Origin of the sequence: Comamonas sediminis (genome assembly GCF_041107495.1) — a bacterium.
In the GTDB taxonomy this organism is placed as follows: Bacteria; Pseudomonadota; Gammaproteobacteria; order Burkholderiales; family Burkholderiaceae_C; genus Comamonas; species Comamonas sediminis.
In genome coordinates, this window is sequence record NZ_JBGBDC010000003.1 from 266,846 (window position 1) to 284,307 (window position 17,462).

The 17,462-nt window shown below is 64.5% G+C and carries 15 protein-coding genes; 9 read left to right on the forward strand and 6 right to left on the reverse strand.

The annotated features are described in order from the left end of the window. Entirely contained in the window at positions 1–672 is a 672-nt protein-coding gene (locus tag AB7A72_RS08850; RefSeq protein ID WP_239809555.1) for an amino acid ABC transporter permease, read from the forward strand. A 24-nt stretch (positions 673–696) separates the two neighbouring features. Next, positions 697–1,434, forward strand: coding sequence for an amino acid ABC transporter ATP-binding protein (locus tag AB7A72_RS08855; protein ID WP_230780669.1), 738 nt, complete (start codon positions 697–699; stop codon positions 1,432–1,434). Between the two features lie 169 nt (positions 1,435–1,603). On the opposite strand, the gene AB7A72_RS08860 is transcribed toward AB7A72_RS08855, so the two are convergent. Further along, entirely contained in the window at positions 1,604–2,509 is a 906-nt protein-coding gene (locus AB7A72_RS08860) for an amino acid ABC transporter substrate-binding protein (RefSeq protein ID WP_312411130.1), read from the reverse strand. Positions 2,510–2,662: 153 nt separating this feature from the next. Here AB7A72_RS08860 and pyrC point away from each other — a divergent pair, with 153 nt between their 5' ends. From pyrC to AB7A72_RS08880, 4 genes are all read left to right on the forward strand, one after another. Continuing rightward, positions 2,663–3,706 (forward strand): dihydroorotase, encoded by a 1,044-nt coding sequence (pyrC, locus tag AB7A72_RS08865; protein ID WP_312462959.1) that lies wholly within the window; start codon positions 2,663–2,665, stop codon positions 3,704–3,706. Between the two features lie 20 nt (positions 3,707–3,726). Further along, positions 3,727–4,515: a DUF3025 domain-containing protein gene (locus AB7A72_RS08870; RefSeq protein ID WP_369459663.1), complete on the forward strand. Its 789-nt coding sequence runs from the start codon at positions 3,727–3,729 to the stop codon at positions 4,513–4,515. 100 nt (positions 4,516–4,615) lie between these two features. Beyond that, a complete protein-coding gene (htpX, locus tag AB7A72_RS08875) occupies positions 4,616–5,494 on the forward strand; it encodes a protease HtpX (protein WP_312411123.1) in 879 nt (292 codons plus the stop codon). Between the two features lie 334 nt (positions 5,495–5,828). Beyond that, entirely contained in the window at positions 5,829–6,188 is a 360-nt protein-coding gene (locus AB7A72_RS08880; RefSeq protein ID WP_369459664.1) for a hypothetical protein, read from the forward strand. Positions 6,189–6,237: 49 nt separating this feature from the next. Here AB7A72_RS08880 and AB7A72_RS08885 read toward each other — a convergent pair whose 3' ends face one another. The 5 genes from AB7A72_RS08885 to AB7A72_RS08905 all read right to left on the reverse strand — a co-directional run bounded on the left by AB7A72_RS08885 (position 6,238) and on the right by AB7A72_RS08905 (position 15,746). Further along, a complete protein-coding gene (locus AB7A72_RS08885; RefSeq protein ID WP_312530363.1) occupies positions 6,238–6,822 on the reverse strand; it encodes a hypothetical protein in 585 nt (194 codons plus the stop codon). A gap of 256 nt (positions 6,823–7,078) precedes the next feature. Next, entirely contained in the window at positions 7,079–8,857 is a 1,779-nt protein-coding gene (locus AB7A72_RS08890; RefSeq protein WP_369459666.1) for an NAD(P)/FAD-dependent oxidoreductase, read from the reverse strand. Between the two features lie 121 nt (positions 8,858–8,978). Then, positions 8,979–12,419: an AAA family ATPase gene (locus AB7A72_RS08895; protein WP_369459667.1), complete on the reverse strand. Its 3,441-nt coding sequence runs from the start codon at positions 12,417–12,419 to the stop codon at positions 8,979–8,981. Then, positions 12,416–13,654: an exonuclease subunit SbcD gene (gene sbcD / locus AB7A72_RS08900; protein WP_369459668.1), complete on the reverse strand. Its 1,239-nt coding sequence runs from the start codon at positions 13,652–13,654 to the stop codon at positions 12,416–12,418. The genes AB7A72_RS08895 and sbcD overlap by 4 nt, the downstream gene beginning before the upstream one ends. Before the next feature lie 127 nt (positions 13,655–13,781). Then, positions 13,782–15,746 (reverse strand): cytochrome c/FTR1 family iron permease, encoded by a 1,965-nt coding sequence (locus tag AB7A72_RS08905; RefSeq protein WP_369459669.1) that lies wholly within the window; start codon positions 15,744–15,746, stop codon positions 13,782–13,784. 260 nt (positions 15,747–16,006) lie between these two features. Here AB7A72_RS08905 and AB7A72_RS08910 point away from each other — a divergent pair, with 260 nt between their 5' ends. From AB7A72_RS08910 to AB7A72_RS08920, 3 genes are all read left to right on the forward strand, one after another. Beyond that, a complete protein-coding gene (locus AB7A72_RS08910) occupies positions 16,007–16,597 on the forward strand; it encodes a DUF3617 domain-containing protein (protein WP_369459670.1) in 591 nt (196 codons plus the stop codon). Between the two features lie 174 nt (positions 16,598–16,771). Further along, positions 16,772–17,134 (forward strand): type II toxin-antitoxin system RelE/ParE family toxin, encoded by a 363-nt coding sequence (locus tag AB7A72_RS08915; RefSeq protein WP_369459671.1) that lies wholly within the window; start codon positions 16,772–16,774, stop codon positions 17,132–17,134. Further along, on the forward strand, positions 17,131–17,460 hold the full coding sequence (locus AB7A72_RS08920) for a helix-turn-helix domain-containing protein (RefSeq protein ID WP_312836536.1): 330 nt from the start codon (positions 17,131–17,133) through the stop codon (positions 17,458–17,460). The genes AB7A72_RS08915 and AB7A72_RS08920 overlap by 4 nt, the downstream gene beginning before the upstream one ends. The last annotated feature ends 2 nt before the right edge of the window (positions 17,461–17,462 follow it).

The following is a 17,462-nucleotide window of genomic DNA, read 5'->3' on the forward strand; positions in this document are numbered from 1 at the left end:
ATGAATTTGAATCTTGATTTTTCGTTCTACAACTGGGACCTGATCCAGAACTTCATCATCAAGGGGCTGGTGTTCAGCGTGATGCTGACCATCGTGGCCACCCTCGGTGGCATCCTCTTTGGCACCTTGCTGGCGCTGATGCGCCTGTCGGGCAAGAAGATCCTGGTGGTGCCTGCGACTATCTATGTCAATGGCATGCGTTCGGTGCCGCTGGTGATGGTGATTCTGTGGTTCTTCCTGCTGGTGCCTCTGCTGATCGGCAAGCCCATCGGGGCGGAGATGTCAGCGGTCATCACCTTTGTGGCGTTCGAGGCCGCCTACTTCTCCGAGATCATGCGCGCCGGTATCCAGTCCATTCCGCGGGGTCAGGTGTACGCCGGTCAGGCCGTGGGCATGACCTATGGGCAGAACATGCGTCTGGTGGTGCTGCCCCAGGCCTTCCGCAACATGCTGCCGGTGCTGCTGACGCAGACCATCATCCTGTTCCAGGACACCTCGCTGGTCTATGCCATTGGCGCCTACGACATGCTCAAGGGCTTTGAAGTAGCGGGCAAGAACTTCGGCCGTCCGGTCGAGGCCTATCTGGCTGCCGCCGTGCTTTACTTCATCATCTGCTTTACGCTGTCGTGGTTCGTCAAGCGTTTGCACAAGAAGATCGCCATCATCCGTTGATGCTGCAATACAAAGGATATCCAAATGATTGAAATGAAGAATGTCTCCAAGTGGTATGGCAGCTTCCAGGTGCTCAACGACTGCTCCACCAGCATTGCCAAGGGCGAGGTGGTGGTGGTCTGCGGCCCTTCGGGTTCGGGCAAGTCGACCTTGATCAAGACGATCAATGCGCTCGAGCCTATCCAGAAGGGTGAGATCTGGGTCAATGGCACGCCCATCCACGATCCCAAGACCGACCTGCCCAAGCTGCGCAGCACCGTGGGCATGGTGTTCCAGCATTTCGAGCTGTTCCCCCACCTGTCGGTGACCGAGAACCTGACCATCGCCCAGATCAAGGTGCTGGGCCGCAGCGCTGACGATGCCAAGGCCCGTGGCCTGAAGATGCTCGACCGTGTGGGCCTGATGGCGCACAAGGACAAGTTCCCGGGTCAGCTGTCCGGTGGTCAGCAGCAGCGCGTGGCCATTGCCCGTGCACTGTCGATGGACCCGAGCGTGATGCTGTTCGACGAGCCCACCTCCGCGCTGGACCCTGAAATGGTCGGCGAAGTGCTGGACGTGATGATCGGCCTGGCCAACGAAGGCATGACGATGATGTGCGTGACGCACGAAATGGGTTTTGCCAAGAAGGTGGCCAGCCGCGTGATCTTCATGGACGTGGGCGGAAAGATCCTGGAGGACTGCTCCAAGGAAGACTTCTTCGGCAACCCCGACGCCCGCCAGCCCCGCACCAAGGACTTCCTGGGCAAGATCCTGCAACACTGATTGCAGCGTCTCTCGCACACGACCATGGCCGCTTATGCGGCCATTTTTCATGGGCGGATGGTTGGGGGGGCGGACCGCCATCGTGGACCCTGCGCTGGGGCTGGACGGCGCGCGCTGCGGGCAGCGCTGGGCCGGCAGACAGGGGCCGCAGGATGCGGCCCCGGAGACATCAGTTGTCGAACTTGTCGCTGGGGAAGCGCAGCATGTCGGTGAGCAGGTAGGACATCGGCACATTCAGCGCAAAGCTCTTGCCCGGCAGCGGCGACTCGAACCACTTCTTGTACAGGCGCGTGATCTCGAAGTTCTGCGACAGCACGCGCATCTCGGCGTCGAAGACCTTCTTCATGCGCACATCGGTGTCGCGCATCATCAGCGACAGCGGCTCGATCGACATCAGCTTGCCGATCAGCTTGACCTGTTCGGGCTTCTCCGACTGCGCACGGTGGGCCGCCAGCAGGATGTCGTCCATCAGCCAGACATCGGCGGTGCCCGCCTGCACGGCCTTGAAGCAGGCGTCATGGGTGAGGCACTCGCTGTGCTGGATCTTGAGGCCATTGACGGCCACCCGGCGCTCGAGCACCTGCAGCGAGGTGGTGCCCTTGGTGGTGATCACGCGCTTGCCCGAGAGGTCATCCACATCGTTGATGCCGCTGTCGGACCTGACCAGCATGCGCACGCCGGCGATGTAGTAGGGCAGGCTGAAGGACACATGCTTGCTCTCGCGCCGGTCCTTGGTGTTGGTGGTGTTGCTGCAATCGACATCAATGGCACCGCTGGCCAGGTCGGTGAAACGGGTCTGGCCATTGATGGCGCGGTACTGGATATCGAGCCTGGCCAGGCCCATGCTCTGCTGGAGCTTGGCGATCAGCGCCTGGCAGATCTCGATGGCGTAGCCGACCGGCTTCTTGGTCTCTCCCATCTCGTAGGCAAAAGGCAGTCCGTCCGGGCGGTAGCCCACGGTGATGCGCTGCGACTCCTTGATCTTGTCCCAACTGTCGGGCAAAGGGGTCTGAGCCAGGCTGCTGCTGGCAAGGCACAGCAGCACAGCGCCGCGAAAAATATGGTTTAGCCACATGTTGCACAGTCCTTGATTAAGAATTCCTACAGCCATCTATGATACGCATAGAGACTGTGTACTCTATGAGCATCGACCCTTAACATTGAGTTACTTTTGCGCCATGCTCGGTCACAGCGATGACGCCCGCATGACCGGTGCGACAATGGCGGGATGAGCACCGCACCCTCCTCCATCAGCATCCTCCGACCCGACGACTGGCACATCCATCTGCGCGATGACGCCGCCCTGGCTACCACGGTGGCCCATGCGGCGCGGCAATTCGCCCGTGCCATCGTCATGCCCAACCTCAAGCCACCGGTCACGACCGCTGAGCTGGCACAGGCCTACAAGGCGCGCATCGTGGCGGCCATCCCCCAGGGCCTGAGGTTCGAGCCGCTGATGACCCTGTACCTGACGGACAAGCTCGCTCCCGAAGAGATCGTGCGTGCCAAGGCCGCCGGTGTGGTGGCCTGCAAGCTCTACCCTGCCGGCGCCACCACCAACAGTGACCACGGGGTGACCGATATCCGCAAGATCTACCCCACGTTGGAAGCGATGCAGCGCGAAGGCCTGCTGCTGCTGGTGCACGGTGAGGTGACCGGCAGTGAGGTCGATCTGTTCGACCGCGAGGCGGCCTTTATCGACCAGCACATGGTGCCGCTGCGCCGCGATTTCCCCGAACTGAAGATCGTCTTCGAGCACATCACCACACGCGAAGCGGCCCAGTACGTGACCGAGACCGACCGCTTCGTCGGCGCCACCATCACGCCCCAGCATCTGCTGTTCAACCGCAACGCCATCTTTACCGGTGGCATCCGTCCGCATTACTACTGCCTGCCGGTGCTCAAGCGCGAGGAACACCGCCTGGCGCTGGTGCAGGCCGCCACCAGCGGCAACCCCAAGTTCTTCCTGGGCACCGACAGCGCCCCGCATGCCGCCCAGCTCAAGGAGCATGCCACCGGCTGCGCGGGCTGCTACAGCGCGCATGCGGCCATCGAGATGTACGCCGAGGCTTTTGACAAGGCGGGCGCGCTGGACAAGCTCGAAGGTTTTGCCAGCCTGCATGGTGCGGACTTCTACAACCTGCCGCGCAACACCGACCGCATCACGCTGGTGCGTGAATCCTGGACCCCGCCCGAGTCCTACCCCTTTGGCCAGGCCGATCTCAAGCCGCTGCGCTCGGGCGAAGCGCTGCCTTGGAAGCTGGCAGACTGAGCATTTTTGTCATTTGATGCGTGAATAACGGCCGGGCCACTGCAGACATTCCGCCCGAGCCCGGCTGGTCATCGCTGGACTGGCAGGCGCCCTGGCTGCAGCCCTACCGGGCGCTGGGCCTGCAGGTCAGCGCGCTGGAACGGCAAGGCCTGGCCATGCCCGACTTGCTCAACCGCCTGGGCGACTGCGGCCGGCGTTTTGTGCCGCAGTCGGCGCTGCCGCCAGGTGAGGCCTACGAGCGCTTCATTGCGCGCACCGGCTGCATCCCTACCCGAGAAAATATGCACGACGGGCTCAACGGCCTGGTCTGGCAGCGCTTTGCGCGCAGCAAGGCACGGCTCAACGCCATGCAGGCCCAGGCGATCGAACAGGCGGGCGGTGTGGGTGCCTGCCGGGGCCCGTTGCGCGATGCGCTGACCCTGTTCGACGAAAACGGCGCGGTGCTGCTCGCGCCCGATGCGCTGTGGCAGGCGCTGCAGCAGCGCCAATGGCAGCGGCTCTTTGTCGAGCTGCGGCCGCTGTGGCAGCAGGCGCAGCTCATCGTCATCGGCCATGCGCTGCTGGAAAAGCTCATCACCCCCAGAAAACCAATCACTGCGCATGTTTTTTGCCCGGCGCAGCCTTGGCCGATCGTGGACAATATCGACGAGGTCATCGCCGACGCACTGGACGCTGCGCACCTGGCGGGCAAGCCCTTCACACCGTTGCCGGTGCTGGGCATTCCGGGATGGTGCCAGGGCAACCAGCATGTTTCCTTCTACGATGACCCAGACGTATTTCGCTCGGCCCGACGGCCACAACCATCATAAGCACCCGCCGTCGCCATAAAGTGGAGGTAAGGTCTTGAATTACCAAGACATTGCCCCCAGCTACCGAGCACTGTGTTCCCCTCCTTGGAGAATCGACCCCATGAAACGAATGTTCCTTTTTCTGGCGACCAACATCGCCGTCGTTGTGGTGCTTGGCATTGTTGCCAGCCTGCTCGGTGTCAACCGCTATCTGACCGCCAATGGCCTGAACCTCGGGGCGCTGCTCGGCTTTGCCTTCATCATGGGTTTTGGCGGCGCCATCATCTCGTTGCTGATGAGCAAGCCCATTGCGAAGATGAGCATGGGCGTCAAGATCATCAACCAGCCCCAAAGCGCTGACGAGGCCTGGATTGTCGAGACCGTGCGCCGCTTCTCGGACCAGGCTGGCATCCAGATGCCCGAGGTAGGTATCTATGAAGGCGAGGCCAACGCATTTGCGACAGGCGCTTTCAAGAATTCGGCACTGGTGGCCGTCTCCACCGGGCTGCTGCAAGGCATGACCCGTGAAGAGGTCGAGGCTGTCATCGGCCACGAGGTCGCCCACGTGGCCAATGGCGATATGGTGACGATGGCGCTGATCCAGGGCGTGATGAACACCTTTGTGGTGTTTCTCTCGCGCGTCATCGGCTACGCGGTCGATTCGTTCCTGCGCCGCAATGACGAGCAAAGCTCGGGCCCCGGCATTGGCTACATGATCACCACCATCGTGCTCGATATCGTCTTCGGCTTCCTGGCTGCCATCATCGTGGCCTGGTTCTCGCGCCAGCGCGAGTTCCGTGCCGATGCCGGTGCCGCCCGCCTGATGGGCCGCAAGCAGCCGATGATCAATGCCTTGCACCGCCTCGGCGGCATGCAGCCCGGCGCCCTGCCGCAAAGCATGCAGGCCATGGGCATCACCGGCGGCTTGGGCAAGCTGTTCAGCTCGCACCCTCCGATTGAAGAGCGTGTGGCCGCGCTGCAAAACAACCAGGTGCAATAAGCCTGGGCTCGCACCCTCACCAAAGCACTGCCTCGGCAGTGCTTTTTTTTGGGGGTGCCAGGCGGCGGATCGGGCTGCGCTGGCAGGGCGGCCCCGCTTTTACCGCTGATTTACGTGCCGCTCACCGGGCGTTAAGGCGGCGCTCCTTCAATGGAGTTCTTGCAATGACTGGAGATGCACCATGTCGCACACTCCCACTTCTAGGGATCCTCTGCAAAACTCCCTGCCCGGGTCTGAACGCGGTCTCGGGCGATCCGCTGCGTTGTCTTCCTTGTCAATGGCTACGGCTCGACTGCCAAAGACGCCTTGCGTCTCATCGCGCTTGGCGAGGGTTTTGCAGAGCATCCCGGGGCGTTCGGCTGCTTTGGGGGCCGGGGCCCTGGCGGTCGCCGCCCTGGTGACCGGCTGCGTTGTCGCACCCGCCGAGCCCTATGCCTATGGCAATCCTGCGGCGGTGGTCGTATCGGCGGAAGCGCCGCCACCCCTGCGTTATGAGCCCGTCCCGGTAGCGGTGGCACCGACGGCAACCCAGGTCTGGATTGGCGGCTTTTGGGATTGGAGCGGAGGCCGTTATGTCTGGCGTGAAGGCCGCTGGGCGGCACCTCCGCACCATGGTGACCGCTGGGTGCCCCGTGAATGGGTGCGCGGCCCCCATGGCTGGCAGGCCCGTGGCGGACATTGGGAGCGCCGCTGAAGTGGCCTGGCAGGCCAGGCCCTGACCAGGGTCCGGTCTGCAGCGCGGCTCAGCGCATCGTGTAGTTCAGCTGAAACATCAGTGCGGACTTGCCCAGCACATTGAGCTGGCCGCCCCAGTGCTGGTTGTAGTTCCAGCCTACAGCCGGGATGGCAGTGATGCCCCAGCCGTTGCGGTTGTTGAGCGGAATCTTGCGGTGGTAGGGGTATTTGTAGCCATGGATCACGCCGCCGGTGAGCTTGAAAAACAGCTGTGGCGTGCTGGACAGCGGCTGGAACTGCCAGCCGTAATACGCGTACTGGCTGGGCTGGCCAAAGGAATTGCTGAAATAGGCAAAGCCGGCCACCTGGTGGTCATCGAGCTTTTTCTCGGCGTTGAGCAGCCATACATATTTGTGACGCTCGTCATCGGGTTCGAAGTCACGCTCCTTCTTGGCGTTGGAGTAGTGGTAGGTGTAGGGGGAGTAACCCAAGGTCCAGCCCGACAGAACGGAGCTGTCGCTGCCATCCGGGTCATCGACGCTGGCTGCCCAGGCAGAGCCGGACAGCGCACAGAGCAGGGCCGCACACCAGCTGGCAGCACTCAGGCCAGAAGCGTTCCGGCGGGACCAGAAGGTAGAGGGGATCGCGGGCATGGGCAACCTTCAGCAACATCAGAACAATCCAAAATTCTAGGGGGCTGCGCTGGAGGTCGGGATTCGTTTGTGGCGTGCGGACCTCAAAGTTGTAAGAAGCCGTTTTTTAAGCCGTTGTTAAGCGGTACATGCCGTAAATTGTTGCCGCGCTGCGGGGCCCATGCCTGCCCGCTGCGTGCTGCGCAGGCATGGGCCCGCGCTCCGGCCCCCTCCAGCCGGCTTACACGGGCCGCAGTCAGGACGGCAGCCCCGCACGTTACAACGCGGCTCCCGAGCCGCGCGAGCCCGACGACGGCACGGGCAGCCCCAGAATGGCGCAGGCCACCGCCTCGCCCACCTTGATGCCATCGACCCCTGCGGACAGAATGCCGCCGGCATAGCTGGCGCCTTCCCCGGCCGGGTACAGGCCACGCGTGTTATCGCTCTGAAAATCAGCGCCCCGTCCGATCTTGACCGGCGACGAGGTGCGGGTCTCCACACCGGTCAGGATGGCATCGCGCATGTCATAGCCCCGGATCTTTTTGCCAAACGCAGGCAGGGCCTCGCGCATGGCCTCGATCGCGTAGGCCGGCAGGGCCTGGTGCAGGTCGCCCAGGGTGATGCCCGGCTTGTAGGAGGGCTCCACATGGCCAAAGGCCGTCGAAGGCGTGCCTGCGACAAAATCGCCCACCAGCTGGCCCGGGGCGCTGTAGTTCTGGCCACCCAGCAGATAGGCTTTCGATTCCAGCTGGCGCTGCAGCACGATGCCCGACAGCGGGTGGAAAGCGCCAGGGGCCTGCGCCTCCACGCCATAGGTCTTGCCACCAAAGGCCCAGGCAAAGCTCTCGGCATCCTGCGGGTAGTCTTCGGGGTTGATCGCGCAGACCATGCCGGCATTGGCATTGCGCTCGGCGCGGGAGTACTGGCTCATGCCATTGGTCACCACGCGCTCGGGCTCGCTGGTGGCGGCCACCACGGTGCCGCCCGGGCACATGCAAAAGCTGTAGACGGCGCGGCCATTCTTCGCATGGTGCACCAGCTTGTAGTCGGCCGCGCCCAGCAGCGGGTGGCCGGCATCCTTGCCCCAGCGTGCGCGGTCAATGACGCTTTGCGGGTGTTCGATGCGAAAGCCCACCGAGAAGGGCTTGGCCTCCATGGCCACGCCGCGTTCGTAGAACATCGCAAAGGTGTCGCGCGAGCTGTGGCCCAGTGCCATCACTGCATGCCGGGTCGGCAGGGTGTAGCGCTCGCCACTGGCCTGGTCCAGCACCTGCAGGCCCACCAGCTGGCGTGCATCGCCTTCGACCAGCACATCGGTGACCTTTTGCTCAAAGCGGATCTCACCGCCCAGGCGCACGATCTCCTCGCGGATGCCCTCGACCACCTTGACCAGCTTGAAGGTGCCGATGTGCGGGTGGGCGGTGAACAGGATCTCCGGCGGCGCGCCGTAGGTGACGAACTCCTGCATCACCTTGCGGCCCAGGTGGCGCGGGTCCTTGATCTGGCTGTAGAGCTTGCCATCCGAGAAGGTGCCTGCGCCGCCTTCACCAAACTGCACATTCGATTCCGGCGTCAACCGGCGCTTGCGCCACAGCCCCCAGGTGTCCTTGGTGCGCTGGCGCACCGTCTTGCCGCGCTCCAGCACGATGGGCTTGAAGCCCATCTGCGCCAGCACCAGCGCTGCAAAAATGCCGCAGGGCCCAAAGCCCACCACCACCGGGCGATCCTGCATGTCCGCTGGCGCCTGGCCCACCGGGTGCCAGGCCATGTCGGGCGTCGGGTTCACATGCGAGTCTGCCGCAAAGCGCTGCAGCAAGACTGCTTCCAGCGCGGGCTCTGCCAAGGTCACATCGACGATGTAGACCGCCAGCAGCTCGGACTTGCGCGCATCAAAGCTGCGTTTGTGTACCTGCAGCTGGGCAATGGCGGCGGGCTGCAGGCCCAGGCGCTGGGCGGCCAGCTGGCTGAGCGCCTCCTGGGGCGCGTATTCGGTGTGGTTGTCGGGGTGGTAGGGCACCGCCGAGAGGGGGAGTTTGAGTTCTGCAATCCGGATCATGGCTTGTACCTATCAAGCAAGGGCATGGATGGTAGCTGATATGGCCGCAGCAGGGCGGACGGGCGGGGCGCATCCCCATGGCGCAATAAGGTAAGCCCCTGGCAAACCCGCTGCCCAGCGCTCAGCGGTGGAGTTCCAGGCGCGAGTAGCCAATTCCCGCGCCCTTCTCCACCCGGATCTGCGCCGGAATGCGCTCCTTGAGCGCCTCCACATGGCTGATGATGCCGATCATCTTGCCGCTGGCGTTGAGCGTGTCCAGCGCCGTCAATGCCACTTCCAGTGTGTCGCCGTCCAGCGTACCAAAGCCCTCATCCAGGAACAGCGAATCGATCGAGGTCTTGCTGCTGACCAGGTCCGACAACGCGAGCGCCAGTGCCAGGCTGACCAGAAAGGCCTCGCCCCCCGACAAGGTGCGGGTATCGCGCGCGACATCGCCTTGCCAGCTGTCGACGATATCGAGCTCCAGCTCGCCGGTGCTCTTGCGCTGCAGCAGGTAGCGGCCATGCAGCCGCGCCAGATGGCCGTTGGCCAGGGCCAGCAAATGGTCCAGGGTCAGGCCCTGGGCAAACTTGCGGTACTTGTCGCCCTTGGCCGAGCCGATCAGCCCATCCAACCGTTGCCACAGCTCGCTGTCGCGCTCCTGCGCCGCGATCTGCGCCAGCAAGGCCTGCTGGCCGCTGCGGCGCTGGTCGTCATCGGCCAGGCGCGCGCGGTGGGCGCCCATGCGCTCAGCCGTCTGGTTGCGCTCTGCTTCCAAGGCCTGCCATTGCGCGTCCAGCGCCTCGGGTGTTTCAGCGGTCAGGGCCTGGGCCTGCAGTTGCTGGTGGTGTTGCGCCGCTTCCTCGGCCACCGTGCTGGCGCGTTGCAGCGCCAGCTGCAGGCCATCGCGCTGCTGGGTGAGCCGCTCCAGCTCGCCCGGTGGCAACAAGGCGTGCGCAAAAGCCTGTGCATCGGCAAAGGGGCTCGCCTGCAAGCCCTGGTCCCAAGCCGCCAGCGCCAGTGCTTGTGCCGACTGCAGCTGCTCGAGTTGCTGGCCCGCTTGCCGGGACTGGCCGTCAAGGCTGGCCAGCGCTTGGCGGGTCTGTTCCAGCAGTGCAGCGCAATCGGCCAGCGAGGCGGGCAGCGCGATGGCCGCGGCACCCGTCTGCGCCGGTGGCGGCGATTGCGCCAGGCGCTGCTGCCATTGCCGGGCCTCTTGCGCGCACTGGCTCGCCTGGAGCTGTTGCAGCCCCAGCTGCTGGGCGACGGTGTGCAGCTGCGTATGGTGCTGTTGCCACTGCTGCCATTCCTGCTGGCGGGCCTGTAACCAGGCATCGTGGCCGTCGGCGGGCGGCATCGCCAGGCCCAGCGGGGTGAGGCTGGATTGCAACGCGGCCTCGGCCGCATCGACCAGCGCTTGCACATCCGCTACAGCCTGGAGCAGGCGTTGCTGCTGGTTGCTGTTGTCTTGCTGGGTCTGCTGCAGGCGCGCTTGCGCATGCTGCGCCTCTTGCAGGGTTTGGACCGCTGCATGGGCGCTGTCTTTGGCGCGCTGCAGCGCTTGCTCAGCAGCTTCGGCTGCGGCCAAGCCCTGTTGCAACTGGGCGGCTTGCGCGGCACTGGCTTGCTGTGCCTCAGCGAGGATTTGCGGCTGCTGCCAAGCAGATGCGGAGATGGGCGGGACCATGGCGTTGCACAGGGTCTGCCATTGCTGTTGCCATGCATCCAGCCGTTGCTCGGCCGCCGTTAATTGGGCCTGCAGACTGGTCTGCTGATTCTGGGCCGCTGCATGCGCGGCGCTGAGCTGCTCGCCCTGGTGCTGCAGCGCTTCCAGCTCGGCCTGCGCGGTCTGCAGCGCGGCGGCGGTGGCTGATACATCGAGGGCTGCATAGGCAGCAATCGCCGGGTGTTCATGGGCGCCGCACAGGGGGCAGGCTTCGCCCGGCTGCAGGGCCTGGCGATGGGCTTCCAGGCTTTGGATGCGCTCTTCTTGCGCCAACAGGCGCTGTTTGTCACTCACCCGCTCCTTCTGCGCTTTGTACTGGCTGCGCAGTGCGGCCAACGTGGCCTGCTGCTGGGCCAGCGGTGCGGTGCAGGCCTGCAGCGCATCGCCCAGCTGCTCTGCATCCCGCGCCAGCGGTGGGCGTTGCTGCACGTGTTGCAGCAACTGCTGCCAGGCTTGCTGGTGCTGCTGGGCGGTCTGCCAGTGGCTGCGCAACTGGCCCAGGCTGCCGCCATAGGGCGCCAGGCGGCTTTGTAGTGCGGTTTGCGCCTCGTGCGCTGCGGCATCCGCCTGCTGCTGCGCGGCTTGGGCCTGTTGCAGATGGGTGGCCTGTGCCGCCATCTGCTGCTGCAGCAACTGGCCTTGTTCCCGGGCTTGCTGCAGCATGGCTTGCTCTTTCGCCAACTGGCGCTGCTGCTGCTGGCGCTGCGCCAGCTGCTCGCGCCAACCGCTCAGCTGGTCGCCCAGCGCGGCAAGGGCCTGGTGCTGCTGCAGCCAGTGCTGCAGATCGCTCTGCTGGTTTTGCAGCTGCTGGAGTGCCTGCTCAGCCTGCTGCTGGGCGTGCAGCGCCAGCGTGCTGGCATGCTGCTGCAGCTGCCACTGGCGGCTGTGGGCATCGGCCAGGCGGCCCTGCAAGGGGGCCAGGACGGCCTGGCCTGCAGCGGTGGCCGCTTGCGCCTGCTGCCAGGCTGCATGCAGTGGAGCAATCGCCTGCGCAGGCCCATGGGCCTGCAGACGCTCCAGATCGGGGGTGGCAGCCTGCAGTTCTTGCTGGGCTTGTTGCAGGCGCACCTGGGCCTGTTGCTGTGCCTGCGCCGCTTGTGCGGTTTGCTGCTGCCAGTGCTGCAGGGCTTGCAGCGCGGCATGGCGGGTTTGCAGTGTGGCCAGTGCATCCTGCAGTTGCTGTGCGTCGGCCTGCAATTGCGCGCGCTCGGCCTCGGGCAGCAGCTGCACAGCGCCCGCCTGGGCCTTGTCACGCTCCAGCGCCTGGCGGGCATCGCGGGCGCGCTCAAACACGGTTTGCGATATCTGGCTGTAGATGTCGGTGCCGGTCAGCTCCTCGAGCAGCTCGGCCCGCTCATTCGCCTTGGCCTCCAAAAAGGCAGCAAACCCGCCCTGGGCCAGCAGCATCGATTTGGTAAAGCGCTGAAAATCCAGCCCGGTGATCTCGGCCATCTGGCGCAGTTTGTCGCTGCTGTGGGTGCTCAGGATTTCGCCATCGGCCACGCGCGCCAGCTCTACCCTGGGCCCTTGCAGCGCGCCGCTGGCCTTGTCGCGGGCACGGCGCTGGCTCCAGAATGCGCGGTAGACGGTGCCCTTGACCTCAAACTCCACCTCGGCCAGGCAGTCTGCCGTGTGGCGCGTCATCAGGTCGTTGCTGCCCGCGCTGATGGTCGCCAGCCGGGGTGTCTGGTGGTAGAGCGCCAGGCAGATCGCATCGAGCAAGGTCGATTTGCCGGCACCCGTCGGGCCGGTGATCGCAAACAGGCTGTTGTCGGCAAAGGGTGCTGCGGTGAAATCGATGCGCCACTCGCCTTTGAGCGAGTTCAGGTTCTTGAGGCGCAGGCTGCGTATCTTCATAGCGGCTCCCCACTGGGGTTGACCAGCGACTGCAGCACGCTCTGGTAGCGCGTGGTCAGCGCCTGCTGCAGCTCGGCGTCCATGGTTTCCAGCGCCAGGCGGCGCTCGAACACCTGTGCAGGGCTCAGCGCATCCAGCGCCTCGACGGCCGGGCCGCTCCACTGTGCTGCTGCCCGACCGCGCAGCCTTTTGACCCGCAGCAGCTGCAGCGGCAAGCCTTCGGCGAGTGCCTGCACGCGCAGTGGCAGGTCGGCCAGGTAGTCATCTTCTTCGATCGTGATGTCCAGCCACACCTTTTTGTCGGCTTGGGCCAGCGCAGTGGCTTGCTCGAGCGCGGCGGGCAAGGCCGCCAGGCGGCTGCGCAATGCCATCATGGGCTGGAACACCGGCACAGGCAGGGCTGTCACCGACTGCAGCCCTGGTGCGCCCAGTTCCACCAGCAGCATCTGTTTGGTCTGGCGCGCCTCGTCAAAACCCAGCGCAATCGGCGAGCCGCTGTAGCGGATGTACGCCAGCCCGCCCACTGTCTGCGGCTGGTGGATATGGCCCAGCGCGATGTAATCCACCGGCGGAAAGGCCTGGGTCGGAAAGGCCTCCAGCGCGCCGACATAGATCTCGCGCACCGATTCGCTGCTGCTCGCGCCCACGGTGGTGAGGTGGCCGGTGGCGATGATGGGTAACTGCCGCCCCAGGCTGGCCTGCAGCGCCGCCTGCTGGTGCAGTGCCGCCGCATACACCTGCTGGTAGGTGGCCTGTATCGCCTGCTGCAAGGCCAGCTGTTTGTCCTGCGCGCTTTGCTCGGCCTGGCTTTGCAGCACATCGCGGGGGCGGATAAAGGGCAGCGCGCAGACGATGCAGCCAGGGGTGCCATCGCGCAGCGGCAGGATGCGCACATGCTGCTCGGCAGCGCCGGTGGCGGCAATCACCTGGGTGCCCAGCGCTTGGAGCAGTCCCTGGCTCTCTTCCAGCACCGCGACCGAGTCATGGTTGCCGCCCAGCACCAGCAGCGCGACACCGGCCTGGTGCAGGCGCGCGACCAGGCGGTTATAGAGCGCGCGGGCGTAGCTCGGTGGCGCGCCGGTGTCAAAGATATCGCCTGCGATCAGCACTGCATCGGCGGCTTGCGCCGCCACCTGTTCCAGCAGCCAGTCGATCAGCGCACTGTGCTCTGCCTGGCGGCTTTGGCCCATGAAATGCTGGCCCAGGTGCCAGTCCGAGGTGTGAATGATGCGCATGGTGGGGGGAGGGATGGAGAGATCGCGGTAACCCTGCCGATGGTAGTCGCTGCGCTGCGCCGGTCAAAGAAAAAGACCTCGCCCGGGTCTGCACCCGGGCGAGGTCTGGCAGCCGATGTGGCGGTGCTTATTTCTGGACGCGCAGCGCCTTGCGCGCCGCAGCGCGGTTGTAGGCAAAGCCAAACACCACCAGCGCAAGCACCAGGGCCTGGGCCAGCATGGTCTCCACCGTGGGGAACATGCCCAGCAGCTCGATGCGGGGCGCGGCCAGCGGCGTGGCGCCGACCCAGCCAGCCTCTTGCAGCGAGGACACACCCTTGCCCACCAGCACGACGGCCAGCACGGCCACCAGGATCGAAGTGGCCGAGAAGAAGCGGCCCACGGGCATGCGGGCACTGGTGCGCAGCAGCACCAAGGCGATCACCGCCAGGATCGCCACCGCAGCCAGGCCGCCGCCCAGCAAGGCGGCGTGGTGACCGTCCGAGGCCAGGGCCGAGAAGAACAGCACGGTCTCGAACACCTCGCGGTAAACGGAGATAAAGGCCAGCGCGAACAGGCCCCACATGGAGCCCTGGCCTATGCTGGCCGAGAGCTTCTCGCTCAAATAGCTTTGCCAGCGGCCGGCGCTGCTCTTGCTGTGCATCCACAGGCCCACGCTCAGCAGCACCAGCGCTGCCACGACCGAGCCCAGGCCCTCGGTCACCTCGCGGCTGGCGCCGCTGATCTCGACCAGATAGGTCGCCACCGCCCAGGTCAGGCCGCCTGCGACCAGGGCCGAGCTCCAGCCTGCATGCACATAGCGCAGCGCATCCTGGCGGCCGGCCTTGCGCAGCAGCGCCACCATACCGATGACGATCAGCAAGGCCTCCAGCCCTTCGCGCAGCAAGATGGTGAGCGCGCCGACAAAGGTGGCGGTGGCGTCCGACGCGCCTGCGTTCAGCTCGGCCTCGACCTGGTCAAACATGGTCTGCAACTGCCCGGCAGCGGTCTCGGCCTGCTGCAGCGTGCCGCTGGCCACCGTGGCACGGTACTGCACCATGGCCGATTCGACCTGGGTCATCAAGGTCTTGTTGCGTGCGGCAATGGTGGGCTCCAGCGGCTCAAAGCCGTCCAGGTAGGCGGACAGGGCCAGCTTCATCGCCTGGTTGCGGTCACCGGCCTTGAGGGCCACCAGGCTTTGCGCGAGGCGCTGGCGTGACAGCGCCACGCCGCTGGCCTTGCCTTCGCTGATGACCTCGGGGTTGGCGCGCAGATAGGCCAGCACCGCGCGGGCCTGTTCGATCGGCATCGCCGGAGTCAGGCTTTGCGCGGTGGTGGTGCTGAGGGCGGCCAGATCGGCAAAGCGGGCGCGCAGGCCTGCATCGCTCTGCCACAGCGCCTTGCCGGTGGCGCGCAGTTCGTCGTTGTACGACAGGCCGCCGACAAAGTAGGCCAGTGCCCAGCGGTCGTCGTCAGGCAGTGCGCCAAAGGCCACCATCGACGTGCCTTCCACGCCTTGCGAGGTCACCTGGTACAAGGCCATCAGGCTGCGGGCATTGGCGCGCTGGGCATCGCTGAACGCAATCGGCTGCGGATCCAGGCCTTGTGCCGCCGGGCCATCGCCGCCGCCGGTGGCGCCATGGCAGCTTGCACAGATTTGCTGAAAGAGTTGAGAGCCTTTTTTTATATCGGGAGCCTTCGCCGGGGCGACGGGCATCGGGTAGGCCGCCACCAGCAACTGGGCCGCCTGGTGGGCCAGCCGGGCCACCTCATCGGCAGACGCCTTGGCCTGCACGGCCGCACGCAGTTGGCCAACCAGGGCCGTCACCCGGGCCTTGTCGGCATGCGCAGGCAGGGCCCCCGCCTGCTGCAGCGCATTGGCGCTGAAGTCCAGCATCTCGGCATATTCGCCCTCGCTGGCGATCTGGCCGTTTTCGACCGCGCCACCGTAGTCCACGGCGACATAGTCCAGCAGCTGCCAGAGCTGGCGGGCGTCGGTGGCTTCGGGAGCCGTGGTGGTCGCTGCAGGCGCCGCAGCGGGCGTTTGGGCAAGGGCAGGGCCGCTGAGCAAACCGGCCAGCAGCGCCAGTGTCCAGCTGAATGAAGAACGCATGGAATGTTATGAATAAGAATTATTCGCGGTATTTTATGCTTGTTTACATTCTGTACTGCCGCAGTCGCCCAGCGGGGCGGAAGCGCCAGAACGGCTCTGCAGACCGGCTTGGCGCGCGTGGTGGGGCGCTGCTGGAAACGCAATTGGTAACCATTTCTACGCCTTGGATCGATACACTGCGGCCACGCGCTTGTGCTCATGGGGAGGGCAACGCGTCGCACGCCGCATGCCCGTGCCGTGCCGCAATGAGGAGATACAACATGGAAAAACTAACAGGAATGGCCGTCGTGGCCGTGGTCGTGTGTGCCGGACTGATCGGCTGCAGCAAGAAGGAAGAGACGCCCAGCAGCCCGCCAGCAGCCGCTCCGGCAGCGGCGCCTGCTGCAGCCCCGGCTCCGGCACCGGCTGCGGCGGCACCCAAGGTGCAGCCGGGCAAGTGGCAGGCCATCACCGAGATGAGCGGCCCCATGGGCCAGCAGGCGCTGGCCGGCATGGAGCAGGCCTTCAAGACCATGACGCCAGAGCAGAAGAAGGCCGCCAATCTGGACAATGCCAAGGTCGAAGGCGGCAAGCTGGTGCAAGAGATGTGCATCACCCCCGAGATGGCGGGCAAGACCTTGCAATCGCTGGCCGATGCGCAGCTGAAGAACATGCCAGGCTGCAGCCCCGCCGACGTCAAGAGCGATGGCAACAAGGAATCGATGCGCTTTAGCTGCGGCGACGGCAAGATGAGCATGGACCTTGAGGCCGTCTACGTCTCGCCCACCGAGAACACCGTCACCAGCAAGATGGACATGGGCGGTCACGGGATGACCACCACGGTGACCAGCAAGCGCGTGGGCGACTGCTGATAGAAAAGCTCGCGCGCCGCTGCTTGGGCGGTGGCGTGTGGGGCTTTCGCATGTGAGAACGCAGCTTCAGGCTGCGTTTTTTGGTTTTTATTCACGGGTATGGCTAGAAGGCTTGATGCATGACCGTATGAGGTACTGATTGACTCTTTATACCTTTTCATGCATATTCAGAGGATGCCCCCAGATGAAAAACCGCTTGAGTGGATTGGTAGCAGCCGCAAGGACTTGATGGCCTTGCCTGCAGATGTCCAGCGTCTGTTTGGCTTTGCGCTCTCGCTGGCGCAGGCGGGCGACAAGCATGATGCCGCCAAAGTACTCAAGGGCTTTGGCGGTGCGGGTGTGCTGGAAGTGGTGGAGAACGATGTGGGCGGCACCTATCGAGCCGTGTACACCGTCAAGTTTGCCGAGGCAGTGTTTGTCCTTCACTGCTTTCAGAAGAAAAGCAAACGCGGCATTGCTACGCCAAAGGAAGACATGGACATCATTAACGCCAGGTTGAAAATTGCCGAGGCGTATATCAAGGATTTGCGGAAATGAAAACCCAGCTTGTTGACGGCGTTGAAGTGCAACGTAGTTCCGGCAATGTGTTTGCCGACCTTGGCTTAGCCGATGCCGAAAAGCTCAAGATCAAGACTGGCTTAGTGATCGAAATCCGGAAAGCTATGAAAAGCCGGGGATTGACGCAGCAAGAGGCTGCCAAACGGATGGGCATTACCCAGCCCAAAGTCTCAGACATGATGCGCGGCGATTTCAGCAATCTGTCCGAGCGCAAATTGATGGACTGCCTGACGCGGCTGGGTTACGACATTGAAATCAAAATTCGCCCAGCCAACGCGGAAATTGGGCATTTGGTGCTTGCGTAGAC

Excerpts from the sequence above, each read along its gene's own strand:
- AB7A72_RS08850 (WP_239809555.1), top strand. The coding sequence starts at position 1 with ATGAATTTGAATCTTGATTTTTCGTTCTACAACTGGGACCTGATCCAG.
- AB7A72_RS08855 (WP_230780669.1), top strand. The coding sequence starts at position 697 with ATGATTGAAATGAAGAATGTCTCCAAGTGGTATGGCAGCTTCCAGGTG.
- AB7A72_RS08860 (WP_312411130.1), bottom strand. The coding sequence starts at position 2,509 with ATGTGGCTAAACCATATTTTTCGCGGCGCTGTGCTGCTGTGCCTTGCC.
- pyrC (WP_312462959.1), top strand. The coding sequence starts at position 2,663 with ATGAGCACCGCACCCTCCTCCATCAGCATCCTCCGACCCGACGACTGG.
- htpX (WP_312411123.1), top strand. The coding sequence starts at position 4,616 with ATGAAACGAATGTTCCTTTTTCTGGCGACCAACATCGCCGTCGTTGTG.
- AB7A72_RS08885 (WP_312530363.1), bottom strand. The coding sequence starts at position 6,822 with ATGCCCGCGATCCCCTCTACCTTCTGGTCCCGCCGGAACGCTTCTGGC.
- AB7A72_RS08890 (WP_369459666.1), bottom strand. The coding sequence starts at position 8,857 with ATGATCCGGATTGCAGAACTCAAACTCCCCCTCTCGGCGGTGCCCTAC.
- AB7A72_RS08895 (WP_369459667.1), bottom strand. The coding sequence starts at position 12,419 with ATGAAGATACGCAGCCTGCGCCTCAAGAACCTGAACTCGCTCAAAGGC.
- sbcD (WP_369459668.1), bottom strand. The coding sequence starts at position 13,654 with ATGCGCATCATTCACACCTCGGACTGGCACCTGGGCCAGCATTTCATG.
- AB7A72_RS08905 (WP_369459669.1), bottom strand. The coding sequence starts at position 15,746 with ATGCGTTCTTCATTCAGCTGGACACTGGCGCTGCTGGCCGGTTTGCTC.
- AB7A72_RS08910 (WP_369459670.1), top strand. The coding sequence starts at position 16,007 with ATGGAAAAACTAACAGGAATGGCCGTCGTGGCCGTGGTCGTGTGTGCC.
- AB7A72_RS08915 (WP_369459671.1), top strand. The coding sequence starts at position 16,772 with ATGCCCCCAGATGAAAAACCGCTTGAGTGGATTGGTAGCAGCCGCAAG.
- AB7A72_RS08920 (WP_312836536.1), top strand. The coding sequence starts at position 17,131 with ATGAAAACCCAGCTTGTTGACGGCGTTGAAGTGCAACGTAGTTCCGGC.